Annotated in this window: 10 protein-coding genes and 2 tRNA genes; 7 read left to right on the forward strand and 5 right to left on the reverse strand. The window is 61.6% G+C overall.

The features are described from left to right. The first annotated feature begins 45 nt into the window (after positions 1 to 45). From BHV64_RS05855 to BHV64_RS05875, 5 genes are all read left to right on the forward strand, one after another. Positions 46 to 3,378 (forward strand): TonB-dependent receptor, encoded by a 3,333-nt coding sequence (locus BHV64_RS05855; RefSeq protein WP_288115643.1) that lies wholly within the window; start codon positions 46 to 48, stop codon positions 3,376 to 3,378. 11 nt (positions 3,379 to 3,389) lie between these two features. Continuing rightward, a complete protein-coding gene (locus tag BHV64_RS05860) occupies positions 3,390 to 4,673 on the forward strand; it encodes a RagB/SusD family nutrient uptake outer membrane protein (protein ID WP_015547420.1) in 1,284 nt (427 codons plus the stop codon). A gap of 34 nt (positions 4,674 to 4,707) precedes the next feature. Next, positions 4,708 to 5,649, forward strand: coding sequence for a phosphodiester glycosidase family protein (locus BHV64_RS05865; RefSeq protein ID WP_276744984.1), 942 nt, complete (start codon positions 4,708 to 4,710; stop codon positions 5,647 to 5,649). 12 nt (positions 5,650 to 5,661) lie between these two features. Next, positions 5,662 to 7,425, forward strand: coding sequence for a BACON domain-containing protein (locus BHV64_RS05870; protein ID WP_288115644.1), 1,764 nt, complete (start codon positions 5,662 to 5,664; stop codon positions 7,423 to 7,425). A 156-nt stretch (positions 7,426 to 7,581) separates the two neighbouring features. Further along, complete coding sequence (locus BHV64_RS05875; RefSeq protein ID WP_288115645.1) at positions 7,582 to 8,511, forward strand: sugar phosphate isomerase/epimerase family protein; 930 nt, start codon at positions 7,582 to 7,584, stop codon at positions 8,509 to 8,511. Positions 8,512 to 8,589: 78 nt separating this feature from the next. Here BHV64_RS05875 and BHV64_RS05880 read toward each other — a convergent pair whose 3' ends face one another. The 5 genes from BHV64_RS05880 to BHV64_RS05900 form a co-directional block, all read right to left on the reverse strand. Continuing rightward, the gene (locus BHV64_RS05880; protein WP_149885834.1) at positions 8,590 to 9,432 is read right to left on the reverse strand and encodes a phosphodiester glycosidase family protein; all 843 of its coding nucleotides are present in this window, start codon (positions 9,430 to 9,432) and stop codon (positions 8,590 to 8,592) included. Between the two features lie 162 nt (positions 9,433 to 9,594). Further along, on the reverse strand, positions 9,595 to 10,167 hold the full coding sequence (locus BHV64_RS05885; RefSeq protein ID WP_217726788.1) for a lipocalin family protein: 573 nt from the start codon (positions 10,165 to 10,167) through the stop codon (positions 9,595 to 9,597). A 52-nt stretch (positions 10,168 to 10,219) separates the two neighbouring features. Then, positions 10,220 to 11,620: an NADPH-dependent glutamate synthase gene (gene gltA / locus BHV64_RS05890; RefSeq protein WP_118406175.1), complete on the reverse strand. Its 1,401-nt coding sequence runs from the start codon at positions 11,618 to 11,620 to the stop codon at positions 10,220 to 10,222. Positions 11,621 to 11,743: 123 nt separating this feature from the next. After that, positions 11,744 to 12,628: a sulfide/dihydroorotate dehydrogenase-like FAD/NAD-binding protein gene (locus BHV64_RS05895; protein WP_015547425.1), complete on the reverse strand. Its 885-nt coding sequence runs from the start codon at positions 12,626 to 12,628 to the stop codon at positions 11,744 to 11,746. Between the two features lie 23 nt (positions 12,629 to 12,651). Then, positions 12,652 to 13,731, reverse strand: coding sequence for a DUF1573 domain-containing protein (locus BHV64_RS05900; RefSeq protein ID WP_217726784.1), 1,080 nt, complete (start codon positions 13,729 to 13,731; stop codon positions 12,652 to 12,654). 125 nt (positions 13,732 to 13,856) lie between these two features. Here BHV64_RS05900 and BHV64_RS05905 point away from each other — a divergent pair. Next, positions 13,857 to 13,930: transfer RNA gene (locus BHV64_RS05905), tRNA-Asn, on the forward strand. Positions 13,931 to 14,028: 98 nt separating this feature from the next. Then, positions 14,029 to 14,103, forward strand: a tRNA-Val gene (locus tag BHV64_RS05910). The last annotated feature ends 24 nt before the right edge of the window (positions 14,104 to 14,127 follow it).

A 14,127-nucleotide genomic window follows, 5' to 3' on the forward strand; every position in this document is an offset into this window, starting at 1 on the left:
GGAATCTTTAATGACCTATTTCTCAAAACTTCAAATCTTAACGTAATGAATAAACTTTTACCTTCCGTCAAAAGTTTGATCACGCTTGCCGCACTTCTGTGCTTCCTGTTCCAGGCCTCCGCGGCCTCGGCCCAGAAGGTGAGCCTGTCGGTCCGCAATGCGACCGTCAAGGCGGCGATCGAACGCCTGCAAAAGGATTACGGCTACTCGTTCGTCATCAAGACGAAGGATGCCGATGTGAACAAGAAGATCACCCTCGATGTCAAAAACGAGGAGATCGGCGCGGTCGTCGGGAAGATGTTCGCCGGACAGAACGTCGTGAGCAGCGTCGAGGGCAAGATGATCGCCATCATGTCCGTCCCCGCGAAGCGGGACGCCGCGGCCCGCGCTTCGGTCAATGCCGTCGTGAAGGGCGTCGTGAAAGACAGCGCCGGGAATCCGATCACCGGCGCCACGGTGATCGTCGACGGCACGACGATCGGCGCCACCACCGACCTCGACGGCTCGTTCTCCGTACGGATCGGGGCGCGCACGGATGTCCGCCTGATCGTCTCCTACCTCGGCCTGAAGACCAGGGAGGTTGCGGTGGACGATCCGGCACGGTTCTATGAGGTCCGGCTCGAAAACGACAACATGGCCCTCGACGAGGTGGTCGTGGTCGGTTACGGCACGCAGCGCCGCAGCCTGGTGACCAACGCCATCAGCCAGTTCAAGCCCACCGAGGAGAACATGCGCAGCGTGATGTCGCCCTCGGAACTCCTTCAGGGCCGCATCGCCGGCGTGTCGATCTCGACCAGTTCGGGTAACCTCGGCTCGGCCGAGAAGATGAGCATCCGCGGTTCGTCGTCGCTCAGCGCCAGCAACGAGCCGCTTTACGTGATCGACGGCATTCCGCTGTCGAACAACTCGGCGTCGCTCTATTCGTTCGGCGAGAACATGAGTTCGCTGGCGACGCTCAACCTCACGGACATCGAGTCGATCGAGGTGCTGAAGGACGCCGCTTCGGCCGCGATCTACGGCTCGCGCGCCACCAACGGCGTCGTGCTGATCACCACCAAGCAGGGCCGCGAGGGCAAATCGGAGGTCAAGGTCAACTACGGCTTCAGCATCACGCAGTTTCCCAACACCGGGCGCCGCGAATACGTCGGTTCGAAGCAGTACGTCGAGGTCTTCAACGAGGGCGTCGACAACTACAACCGCCAGAACGGCTTCACGGTCAACAGCTCGGGATATGTCAAGCCCATCCGCAATCCCTACGGAGACATGCCCGACACCGACTGGCTCGACCTGATCACCCGGCTCGGGCAGTCGCACTACCTCGACCTGTCGTTTTCGGGCGGCAACGCCAAGACCAAATACTACCTTTCGGGCAGCTACAACTACCAGGAGGGCGTCATCAAGACGAACGACATCTCGAAGGTCAACCTCAAGTCGAACATCAACCACGAAATGTTCAAATGGCTGAAGGTGGGCGCCAACATCAGCGGCAACTACCTGCACAACAACCGTATCCCGGGAGCCAATCTCGGATCGACGATCATCGGACGCGCCGTGCAGCAGCGTCCCTTCGACCGTCCCTACAAACCCAACGGCGGCTATTACACGGGCGGAACCGACGAACTGCTGCTGCACAATGCCGTGCAGATTCTCTCCGAGGAGACCTCCTATACGGACAACTACCGCTTCATCGGTTCGTTCTGGGCCGAGGCGCAGATCATCAAGGGCCTGACGGTCAGGGCGTCGTACAACAACGACTCGGCCTACACCTATGACTACATCTATTACAATCAGAACCACCCCTATGCCGCCGACAAGGGCCGCATCCTGGACCGGAACCGGTTCGTGATGACCAACACGATCGACCTCTACGCCAACTATAACCGCAAGATCGGCGAAGATTTCGAACTCGGGGCCATGGTGGGTCACTCGTTCCTCAAGACCAGGAGCCGCACGTCGTACATTGATGCGCAGAACTATCCCTCGCCGGCGTTCGACGTGGCGAGCGTGGCCGCCAACATCGTCGATGCCAGCGCCGGACTGTCGGAATATGCCATCGAATCCTATTTCGCCCGTTTGAGCCTCGCCTACAAGGACCGTTACGTGGTCAATGCCACGATCCGTACCGACGGTTCGTCGCGCTTCGCGCCCGACTGCCGCTGGGGCTGGTTCCCCTCGGTGTCGGTCGGCTGGAACGTCTCGAACGAGTCGTTCTGGAACGCCGAGAAGACCGACCTGAAGATCCGCGCCAGCTATGGCCGCACGGGTAACCAGGACGGAATCAGCAACTACGGCTGGCAGGCCCTGATCAGCGGCGGCGTCAACTACGGCGGCCAGAGCGGCATTGCCATTTCGTCGAGCGGCAACGACCGTCTGACGTGGGAGACCGCCGACCAGTACAACGCCGGATTCGACCTGAGCTTCCTGGGCGGCAAGATCAACATGATCGCCGACGTTTACCTGAAGAACACGAACAACCTGCTCTACTCGAAGCCCGTGCACGCCACGACGGGCGAGACCTCGATCCTGAGCAACATCGGGTCGATGCGCAACAAGGGTGTCGAGTTCACGATCAACACCCACCTCAATCTGGGCAAGGTGCTGTGGAGTTCGTCGTTCAATATCGCCCGCAACGTCAACAAGCTGACGTCGCTGCTCGAAGACGACCTGCTGTCGATCGGCGCCAACCGCGCGCTGAAACTCGGACGGACGGTGGGTTCGTGGTACATCTTCCGCACGGACGGCATCTACCAGTACGACGGCGAGGTGCCGCAGGCGCTCTACGACAAGGGTGTGCGCGCCGGCGACGTCAAGTACTGGGACCGCAACGGCGACGGGAACATCACGGACGACGACCGTATCGTCACGGGCAACCCCAACCCCAAATTCTCGGGCGGCTGGAACAACACCTTCAAGTACAAAGGGCTGGAATTGAGCCTCTTCTTTACGTACAGCTACGGAAACGACGTGTATGCGTCGTGGATGATCCCCGGCTCCAAGCCCGGCCATACCCGCTCGCTGCTGAAAGCCTATGCCGACAACCGCTGGACGGGACCCGGCACGTCGGACAAATACCCGCGCGCGATCTACTCGTACAGCGGCTGGAACGGCAAGAACTCGACGATGTACCTGACCGACGGTTCGTTCATCCGCCTGCGCTCGGTGACGCTGGGATACACCTTCCCGCAGCGGCTGGTTTCGAAAATCCACCTCAAGGGACTCCGGGTCTATGCCCAGGGCGACAACGTCTTCCTCTGCTCGCGCTATCCCGGCTGGGACCCCGAGACGAGCGTCAATCTCGATCCGCGCTTCTACGGCGAGGATAACGACGGCGTTCCCCAGCCGCGCATCTTCAAGTTAGGCGTAAACATCACTTTCTAAATCCGACAATCATGAAATCGTTGCATAAAATCATCTTGTTTGCCCTGCTGCCCCTGATGGGTGCTTGCAGCGGCATGCTCGACATCGAGCCGCATTCGGCGGTCTCCCCGACGGTGGTCGGCTCCGACGACATCGAGGCGCTGCGCATCGGAATGTACAATAAGGTTCAGGAGGGACCTACCTACTACTCCTACATCGCGTTCGACCTCTTCGGCGGTGAGCTGATGACCAGCACGGGCCGCCCGATCGACCTGATCAACTCGCTTTCCAATGCGCTGCATACGTTTGTCAGCAGCCAGTGGAACGGCTACTACAAGGCGCTTTTGCAGGTGAACAACGTCATGTCGATCGCCGAGGGGCTGGCCGACAGCCCCACGCGGAACCGGGTGCTGGGCGAGTGCCGCTATTTCCGGGCGTATATTTACCTCTGTCTGGTGACCCGCTTCGGCGACGTGCCCGTCCTGCGGCAGAACACCCAGGCCAAGGTTTCGCGCGACCCGGCCTCGATGGCCTGGGAGCTGGTCGAGGAGGATCTCGACGCGGCTTCGGGCTTCCTGAACGGGTTGAGCGCCGACAGTTTCTACTACGTGTCGCCCGCCGCCGTGACGGCCCTGAAAGCGCGCGTGAAACTCTATCTGGGCAAGAAGGGAGAGGCCAAGGAGTTGGCCGAGAGCCTGATCGCCAATCCGAACTACGCACTCGACGACTTCGACAAGATTTTCCGCTCGAAGGCCAACAAGGAGGTGATCTTCGCCTTCTCGTGCCTGACCGAGGACGGTTCGTCGATCAAGATTTCCAACCAGTTCTACTCCTACAACCACCCCAACAAGGGCAGTTACAACTACCGTCCCGCGGGCGACGTGATGACGATGTACGCCGACAACGACCTGCGCAAGGAGGTGTCGATCACCACGCTCGACAACCTGAACTTCGTCAACAAATACCCCAGCGGGCAGACCGGGTCGGACCCCGTGGTGATTTCGCGTCTGGCCGAAATGTACCTGATCAGCGCCGAGGCGCAGGGGCTGAACGGAGGTCTGGATCGTCTCAACGAACTGCGGGAAAAGCGCGGCCTCGACAGGGTGAGTCCGGGGAACGAAGCCGATTTTCTCGACGCGGTGCTTCAGGAGCGCCGTCTGGAGTTCCTCGCCGAGGGTTTCCGCTGGTACGACCTCGTGCGGACCGGAAAGGCTACGCAGACGCTCGGCACGAAGGACTACCAGTGCCTGATGCCGCTTCCGAGCCGGGAGTTGCTTTACAATCCGAACCTCAAACCGAATAATCCGGGTTATTAGCGGGATTGTCCAATATGCATAAAACGATAAAACGATGAAAACATACAGATATATGATCGGAATGCTGTTGTGCGTGTGGCTGCTTGCTGCGTGCGACAATTCGAATGCTTTCGACGAATACGCCAAGTTCGACACGACCGCCCAGACGGCCTGGGGACAGAGCATCGTCGACGGATCGAACGGGTATGTGGCTCACGTGAAGAGCGACAGGACCTACAACCTGGCCGACGGCGTGGACGTGCTGGAGATGGCATTTCTGGCCGACGACGGACTGGCCATGCAGCTGTTCCTGTTCAAGATCGCCCTGAGCGACAAAATCACCCTGCGCACGACGCTCGCCGACGACAAGAACCAGGTGGGCACCGGCCAGACGATTATGAAGCAGCTCGAGGCGATGCAGAAGAACGGGAAGAAGGTCTTGGGCGGCACGAACGCCGACTTCTTCAATACGACCTACATCCCCTACGGCGTATGTTACCGCGACGGCGTGGCGGTGAAGACTTCGTTCAGCCGTACGGACTGCAACGTCTTCGTGATCACGAAGGACAACGAGGCCTGCTGCTTCACGGAGGAGGAGTACGCTCTTCACAAGGACATCGTCCGCGAAGCAGTCTGCGGCCTCGGCACGCTGCTGCTCAAGAACGGCGAGCAGCTGGACCAGAGCGGCAACACGATGCCGGTGGCGAAGATGGAACCGCGTACGGCGATCGGCGTGTCGCAGGACGGCAAGGAGGTCTACCTGATGGTGGTCGACGGCCGTAACTTCTACTATTCGAATGGCGCCGACCTGCTGGACCTGATGAACCTGATGTCGGCCTGCGGAGCCTGCGACGCGCTCAACCTCGACGGCGGCGGCTCGTCGACCTTCATCGCTCGCGACGGCGCGGAGGGCGAACTCAAACTGCTGAACTGGCCGACCGACCAGGGCGGGGTCATGCGCAAGGTGGCGACCGGATTGGCGATTGTTGAACAATAAAAGACGGAACCGATGAAAACGATATTTCAATACCTGCTCCTGACGGCCGCATGCGCGGCGCTGGGAGCCTGCCAGGATTTTAGCGACGATACGGCCTTTACTCCCGAGACGCCCGAACTGTCGTTCGTGGAGACGAGCATCACCGCGGAGAAGGCCACCAAGGACTACGAACTTTCGATCAAATCGAACCTTCCGTGGCGCATCGAATGCGACAAGGACTGGGTGTCGTTCGATCCGTCGTACGGACAGGGCGACGCCACGATCACGGTGACCGTGGCCGCAAACCGTACGCTCGACGAACGCACGGCGACGATCTCGGCCTATGTCATCAAGGGCGAGAACGTCACGCTGCCCGTGACGCAGGCCGCTGCGAGCGCTTCGGACCTGGCGACGCACTACTATGTCAAGACCGACGGCTCGGCCGACAAGGACGGCCTGACATGGGAGACGGCGACCACGCTGGCCAACGCGATCGACCAGGCGATGAACGGCGACGTGATCCATGTGGCTGCGGGTTCCTACGTGCCTTCGGTTCCGCTGACGGGCATGAAGACCGCGCTGGACAACACGTTCGAAATCCACAGCAACTTCTCGATGATCGGCGGCTATCCGGCCGATGCGGCCGAGGGCGCCGTGGCTGATCCCGTGGCGAACGAGACGATTCTGGACGGCGACCACGCCGTATGCCACGTGGTTGCGGTGACGGCGGCCAAGATGAACGGCATGAAGGCTTCGCTCGACGGATTCACGATCAAGAACGGTTCGTCGCAGTTCGGATCGGTGGGCAGCACGACGATAGGCGGCGTGAAGTTCTACCAGAGTTACGGCGCGGGCATTTTCATCGGCAACGCGACGGTGGACATCCTCAACTGCAAGATCGTCGACAATACGGACATCCGCATGGGCGCCATCCGTGTCGACGCCGGAGCCGAGGCGTTGTTCGACAACTGCGTGGTTGCCGACAATGCGACCAAGTCGACGACGACGTACAACTGCGGCGGCCTGTGGGCCGACGGAGCCAAACTGCTGCGGATCAACAACTGTACGTTCAGCAACAACAAGGCGTCGGGCGTAGCTCCCTGTATCTACGTCTTCGGCGACACGGGCGGCAAGACCAATGTGCTGATCAGCAACACCACGATTTCGGGCAACAGCGTCAATCCCGAGCATGCGACCCTAAACGGCGGCGGTATCTACGTCCGCGAAAACGGCAACCTGGTGATCGTCAATTCGACGGTCTGCGGCAACCATTCCGGAAAGGGCGGCGGTATCGCGGTCTACGGCACGGCGGCCAAGCCGAGCAAGGCGGTGATCGTCAGCTGTACGATTGCCGGCAACACGACGGTGACGGCCGGAAACGGCGCGGGATTGCAGCAGGCTGCCGTCGGAGGGGCCATCGAGGTCTACAATACGCTGATCTCGGGCAATACGACGGACGGCGCGGCCGACGATGTCGCCTGGTTCAAGGACGCCAGCTACAAGGTCGCCAACTCCATTATCGGAGGCACGGTCTACAATGCCGATGGTATGGCTGTCGCAGGCGCGGCGTTCGATCCTGCCTCGATGCTCAGCCCGCTGGGCGACAACGGCGGTGCGACGAAGACCTGCGTGCTGCTCGGCGACGCGAATCCGGCGCGCCAGTACGGCATGTCCGCTTCGGAGCTGAAGATCCTGGGCGAGACGCTCGATCCGGCCTTCGGCGAGGCGGTCAGCGCCATCGACCAGACCGGCGCTTCGCGCACGGGCAAGACGGTGATCGGAGCCGTCGTGAAATAAATCTGTTCACAGGGGGCGTGCTTTCTCGGTGCGCCCCTTTTTTTTTGTATCTTTGGGGTCGTAACGCCCCTTTTATCTGTCGCGGCGTCCGGCCGCCCCCCCCCGCAAGGAGGTGCGGTTTTGCATCGGCCCGACTTTTTTATGATCTTTACAGTTATGAAACTTTACAGAACCGGACTGCTGCTGCTTGCAGTCCTATGCACAATCCCGGTGTTTGCCGGGCAGCAGCCGCGGCTGAAGGTGGGTTCCTCGTCCGGGATTTTCGGCCCGGTGACGAACTGGACCTACGAAACCTTCGCCGAGGCGAAGAGGGCTGGCATCGACGCCATCGAGATCAGCGCGTCGACGCTGTTCCTGAACAAGGAGATGACCGACGATCGGCAGATCGAGGCGCGCTGCCGTCAGCTGAAGCGCGACCTCAAGCGCGCCGGAATCGAAATCTGGTCGGTGCACATGCCTTTCGGCCGCGAGATCGACCTCTCGCAGACGGACGAGGCCGTGCGGCAGCGAAGTGTCGAACTGCACCGCCGCGTGCTGCGCTTCTGCAAGATCCTGTCGCCGCGGATCGTGCTGTTCCACCCGAGCTGGTATCTCGGGCACGGGGAGCGCGACGCGCGGATCGCGCAGCTGGTGCGCTCGGTCGGGGAGCTGCTTCCCGATGCGAAGAAGATCGGCGCCCGGGTGGTGATCGAGAACATGCTGGGCTACGAACTGGTCAAGGACGGGAACTACGAACGCCCGCTGGGCCGTACGGTCGAAGAGGTGCTGCACATCATGTCGCTCGTGCCCCGGGAGGTGGACGCCGCGGTCGACACCAACCACATCGACAATCCCGAACTGCTGATCAGTGCGCTCGGACGCCGGGTGAGGACGATTCACGTCAGCGACGGCGACGGCCGCAACGAGTGTCACGAACTGCCGGGCCAGGGCCGGGGCGACAACGACTGGACGGCGATCCTGAAGGCCCTGTACGAGGATGCGCACTACCGGGGCGTCTTCATGTACGAGGTGAAGAAGGCGGAGTTCCCGCAGTTGAAGGCTTGTTACGACCGGTTGTACGAACAGTACGTGCAGTCGAAGCAATAAGGACGGTCGGGTTAAATGAGAACGCGGTTTGATGCAACTTCATCAAACCGCGTTCTTTGATTCAGGGCCGCTGGCCGGTCACCTGCGGACCACGATGCAGTTGGGGACCCCGCGCTCGCCCTCGTGGTCGAAGCGGCGGTTGTCGTAGGGATGGTTGAGGACGCCTTCCTGCGCCGTCCAGAGCGTCGAGGAGCCGCCGCCGTCGAGGTTCAGCGCCTCGGTAAGACCTAACTGGCGTGCGATGTAGGCTGTTTCGGCGATGGTCGCGCCGTCGCCCTGGCCTTTGAAACGCCCGTCGATCACGGCCATCACCACCGTGCCGTCGGCCCGTTTGCCGATCAGCGTCCGGGGATGGCGGCGCGTGTAGAAACTGCTCCCGGAGGTGTATTCGACCACCTTGCCGCCGTCGATCAGCACCGGGCCTGCGGCCAGCGCCGAGCGGTAGCGGCGCGCCACGTCGGCATACTGCGTCGTGTCGCACGGGAAGATCTCCATCCGGCGGCCCTTGCGGTCCTTGAAGGCGATGACGCCGTTGGTGCGGAATGCCTCCTCGGGGGTGGTGCGTCCCACGATCTTCCTGTCGAGCAGGACGAAGGTGACCGGTTCGAAGGTTTTGACGTTGAAGTAGCTGCCGTTGACGGCGATCTCCGCGCCGGCGGCCTTCCCCAGATCGCTCGTGGACTCGGCCCTGCGGTCGAGGTGGACGATCGAGGTGGTGAACCTGCGTCCGGGGTAGGTGGCGACGGAGATGCTCTGCCGCGACCCGAACATGTCGATCTGGGCGTAGCGGCATTCGGCGCCGCCGCCGAGGTTGGCCGTGCGCCATTGGGCGGTGGCGAATGCAATCGAGTCGCGGGGTGTCTGCGCCGCGGCGCTGGAGGAAAAGAGGAGCAGCAAGGCTCCCGTCAGAATTTTGTTCATGGTTCGGATAAACGGGTTAGTAGCCACAAATTTACGCATTTAGCACGGATTTAGCAAGCGTCGGAGCCGCTATTTTCGGGGAAAAACGGACGCCGGACCCTCCCGGAAACGAAAGCGCCCCCGGAAGTCCGGAGGCGCTGGCTTTTCGGGGCGGAAAGCTGTTTACTGCTTGGCCTTGGTGTAGACCGTGCCCGTGCCCTCGATCGTGAGGGTGTAGTTCCCGTCGGCCGTTTTGGCGATCATGCCCGTCTGGGTGAAGTCGATGGTCTGGCCGTTGCCGAGGCTCTGGCCCTTGAGCAGGATTTTGTCCGCCTCGCCCTGAAGCTCCCACGAGGTGTAGACCAGCGTCGCCATGTTGATCGACCTGGCTGCGCCTTCGACCATGATCTCGACGCCCATGACGCCTTCGGGAGCAATCGGGTCGGGCATCGTCCATTTGCCGACGGCTTCGGCGTAGGTGGGATCGGTCGCAATCTTCGTGGCGGCGGCGCCGTCCTTCAGCTTGCCCGTGTAGTCTACGGTGACGGGGGCGCCGAGCAGCAGGCCGTTGGCGTCGCTCTTGTCGGCGGCCGTGGTCGCGAAGGTGCAGGTGCTCTCGTCGGTCAGTGCACGGACGGTGACGGTGTTCATCGAGGCGTCGGTGATGAATCCCGAGAAGGTTTTGGGGCTGTTGTCGGCGCAGGCCGTCAGGCCGGCGAAAGCCAGTGCGGCGATCAGGGATTTGATGTTGTTCATGGTGTCGGATTTATCGGATTTGCATGTTGCAGCTAATATACGGAACTCTCGCTTAATGTGTGCCGTTTGCACGTGATTTTACATATTCGTCGATGGCTTTGGCCGCGGTGCGTCCCGCTCCCATGGCCAGGATGACCGTCGCGGCGCCCGTCACGGCGTCGCCGCCTGCGAAGACGCCCGGACGGGTCGTCGCGCCGCGCTCGTCGGCCGTGATGCAGCCGCGGCGGGTGGTTTCCAGACCGGCGGTCGTGGCGGCCAGCAGCGGATTGGGCGAGGTTCCCAGCGCCATGATCACCACGTCGCATTCGATTTCGAACTCCGAGCCCTCCTTTACCACCGGCGAGCGGCGGCCGCTTTCGTCGGGTTCGCCCAGCTCCATCTCCACGCACCGCAGGCCCGTCACCCAGCCTTTTTCGTCGCCGAGGACTGCGGTGGGGTTGGTCAGCATGCGGAAGCGGATGCCCTCCTCCTTGGCGTGGTGGACCTCCTCGACGCGCGCCGGAAGCTCTTTTTCCGAACGGCGGTAGACGATCGTGGCCTCTGCACCCAGCCGTTTGGCCGTGCGCACGGCGTCCATCGCCACGTTGCCGCCGCCTACGACCACGACGCGCTGTCCGACGTAGATCGGGGTGTCGTACGCCTTGTCGTAGGCATGCATCAGGTTGGCCCGCGTGAGGAACTCGTTGGCCGAAACCACGCCGTTGAGGTTCTCGCCCGGGATGCCCATGAAGCGGGGCAGCCCGGCGCCCGAGCCGATGAATACGGCGTCATAGCCTTCGTCGTCCAGCAGCGAGTCGATCGTCACGGTGCGGCCCACGATCACGTCGGTCTCGATCCCGACGCCCAGCCGTTCGACCTGGGCGATCTCGCGCGCCACGATCCGCTCCTTCGGGAGGCGGAATTCGGGAATGCCGTAAACCAGCACGCCGCCCACCTTGTGCAGCGCCTCGAAAATCTTCACTTCGTAGCCCATGCGGGCCAGGTCGCTGGCGCAGGCCAGCCCGGCCGGGCCGCTGCCGATGACGGCGACCTTGCGGCCGTTGCGCACGGCGGCGGGCTGCACGGGGGCGCCGTGTTCGAGTTTCCAGTCGCCGACGAAGCGTTCGAGCTTGCCCACGGCGACCGGTTCGCTCTTGATGCCCAGGATGCACGAGCCTTCGCACTGGCTCTCCTGCGGGCAGACGCGGCCGCAGATCGACGGCAGCGAACTGTCCTCGGAGATGATGTCGGCTGCCTCCTGCAACCGCCCTTCGTGCAGGGCGGCGATGAAGTCGGGGATGCGGATGCCTACGGGGCAGGCCGCCACGCAGCGGGGATTCTTGCAGCGCAGGCAGCGCGAAGCTTCGAGTGTGGCCTCTTCGAGGTCGTAGCCGTAGCAGACCTCCTCGAAATTGGTCGCACGGATCGCCGGGTCCTGTTCGCGCACCGGCACGCGGGGTATTTTGTTTGCCATGTGATAGCAGGTTAAAGGTTAAAAGTGAAAGGTTAAAAGTGAAAAGTTAAAAGAGGGAAGTTCTATGCGGGAGATAATTATATATTCTGCATGGTCTCCGTCGCTAAAATACCTTTCACCTTCCTACTTGTCCAATCCGATCTTACATACGTGTCCGGCCTCGCGCTCGGCCTCGATCGCCGCGGCGCGCTGCTCCTGGGTGCGGTACATGCCCTGCCGGCGCATCGCCTCGTCGAAATCGACCTCGTGGGCGTCGAACTCCGGGCCGTCGACGCACGTGAAGCGCGTCCGGCCGCCGACCGTCACGCGGCAGGCGCCGCACATGCCCGTGCCGTCGACCATCAGCGCATTGAGCGACACGGTGGTTTTCAGCGCGTACTTCTTCGTGGTGAGGGCCACGAACTTCATCATAATCATCGGGCCGATGGCCACGCATTCGTCGTAGTGTCTGCCCTCTTTTTCGATCAGTTCCCCGATCAGCGCCGTCACGAGTCCCTTGAAACCCTCCGAACCGTCGTCGGTGGCGATATGGAGGTGTTCGGCTACGGCGCGCATGGCGTCGGTGTAGATCAGCATGTCGCGTGTCTTGGCGCCGATGATGACGTCGGCCTTCACGCCGTGTTCCCGGAGCCATTTGACCTGCGGGTAGACCGGGGCTGTGCCCACGCCGCCCGCCACGAAGAGGTAGCGGCGTTTGCGCAGCTCTTCGACGGGCATTTTGACGAATTCCGAAGGGTGGCCCAGCGGACCTGCGAAGTCGGCGAGGGCATCGCCCTCGTTCAGTGCGCAGATTTTGCGCGTCGAGGCGCCGATGGCCTGCGTGACGATGGTCACGCTGCCCTCCGCAGCGTCGAAATCGGAGATCGTGAGCGGAATGCGCTCGCCGTGTTCGTCGGCGCGCACGATGACGAATTGTCCGGGCTGCGCCGAGCGGGCCACGCGCGGTGCGAGGACCTTCATCAGCCAGATGCCCTCTGCGAGGAGTCTTTTTTCAAGAATGGGGTACATTATATCCGTTGTGTGTTTGTGTGTCACTCTTCGATGATTGCCGTCACCCGGATGCGCCGCATGGGCCGCACGGGGTCGTTGGTCACCACCACGAGGTGTTCGGTCACGATGCCGTAGTCCTGCGTCCGGGGATCGAGCAGAATTTCGCAGCGTAGCGAATCTCCGGGGGCGATTTTCTGCCCCGGGGCGAGTGTCGTGGCCACGTGTCCCTCGCCTTCGACGGCCCGCACGATCAGCTCCGCGCCGCCCGCGTTCGAAAGCGTAAAGTGCTTTTTCCGGACTGGTCCCGCATGTTTGACCGGTCCAAATTTAAGGATATTTTCCGAAAAATCGGCTTTCGGGGCGTTTTGTGTTGCATCCGCGGGCTGCGGGTCGACGCCGATGCCGTGGGTGACGAGCGTCGTGCCGTTGCTCCGTCCGTCGATCAGGACCTCCAGCGCGTCGCGCACGGTCCCGTAGCGGGGTTTGTCGGCGGGGATGAGGTAGGCGAAGTTGATTTCGCCCCGTTCGCCCGGCGCGATCTGTTTCGGATAGTCGGTCCGAAGCGCTCCGCTCGTGGTTTCGGGCCGCAGTTCGAGGCGGACCGGGCGTTTCGAGGTGTTCGCGTAGCCGATCGCCGCCTGCACCTGCCGCCCCGGATAAATATAGGAGAAGGCGTTGAGCGTCGAGGCCAGCCGCAGCCCTCCGCCGGCATCGACGGGGTATAGCTCCTCGACGGTTTTCTGCCGCGGGATGACGCTCCCCTGCACGGTGAGCGTGGCGATCTTCCGCTTCTCCGAAGAGTAGACCCACAGCTCCTTGGTGAATGAGCCGGGGCGGTTGGCGGGGTCGTAGGTGACGGTGATCTGCGTCTTTTCGCCCGGAAGGATCGGTTTCTTCGAGAAATCGGGGACCGTGCAGCCGCAGGTGGTCACCACGTCGAGGATCACCAGAGGGCTGTCGCCGCGGTTGACGCCCGTGAACGTGTGGCTGACGCGGCCGTCGGTTTCGCGGATCGTGCCGAAGTCCCACGTATCGGGCCGAAAAGACAGATGTTCCTGCGCCGAGGCCGTTAAGGCGCATAGCGTCAAGAGAATAAGGAAAATAACGCGATTCGGGATCATTTCTTTATGATTTGTGCGACATGCAAAGATACTTTTTTTGCGAAAAAATCGTGCAATAATTTTGCGGGAATGAAAAATTGCTATATATTTGCACTCCGAAACGACGGGATAACCCGTTTCGAAATGCCTGAATAGCTCAGTTGGTTAGAGCACATGACTGTTAATCATGGGGTCCTAGGTTCAAGTCCTTGTTCAGGCGCAGATGCGCGAGGGTTGCGTAATGCAAGGGGTCGTCCGTAAAAGGGTGGTCCGGAGGGTGATCGGAAGATTGCCTTTGCAGTCCCAAGCCATTTTTAGGGGAGCTTAGCTCAGCTGGTTCAGAGCGTCTGCCTTACAAGCAGAGGGTCGGGGGTTCGAATCCCTCAGCTCCCACAACTGAAAATCAACGACTTACAG

It is taken from the genome of Alistipes sp. 56_sp_Nov_56_25, assembly GCF_001915285.1.
Lineage (GTDB): Bacteria > Bacteroidota > Bacteroidia > Bacteroidales > Rikenellaceae > Alistipes > Alistipes shahii.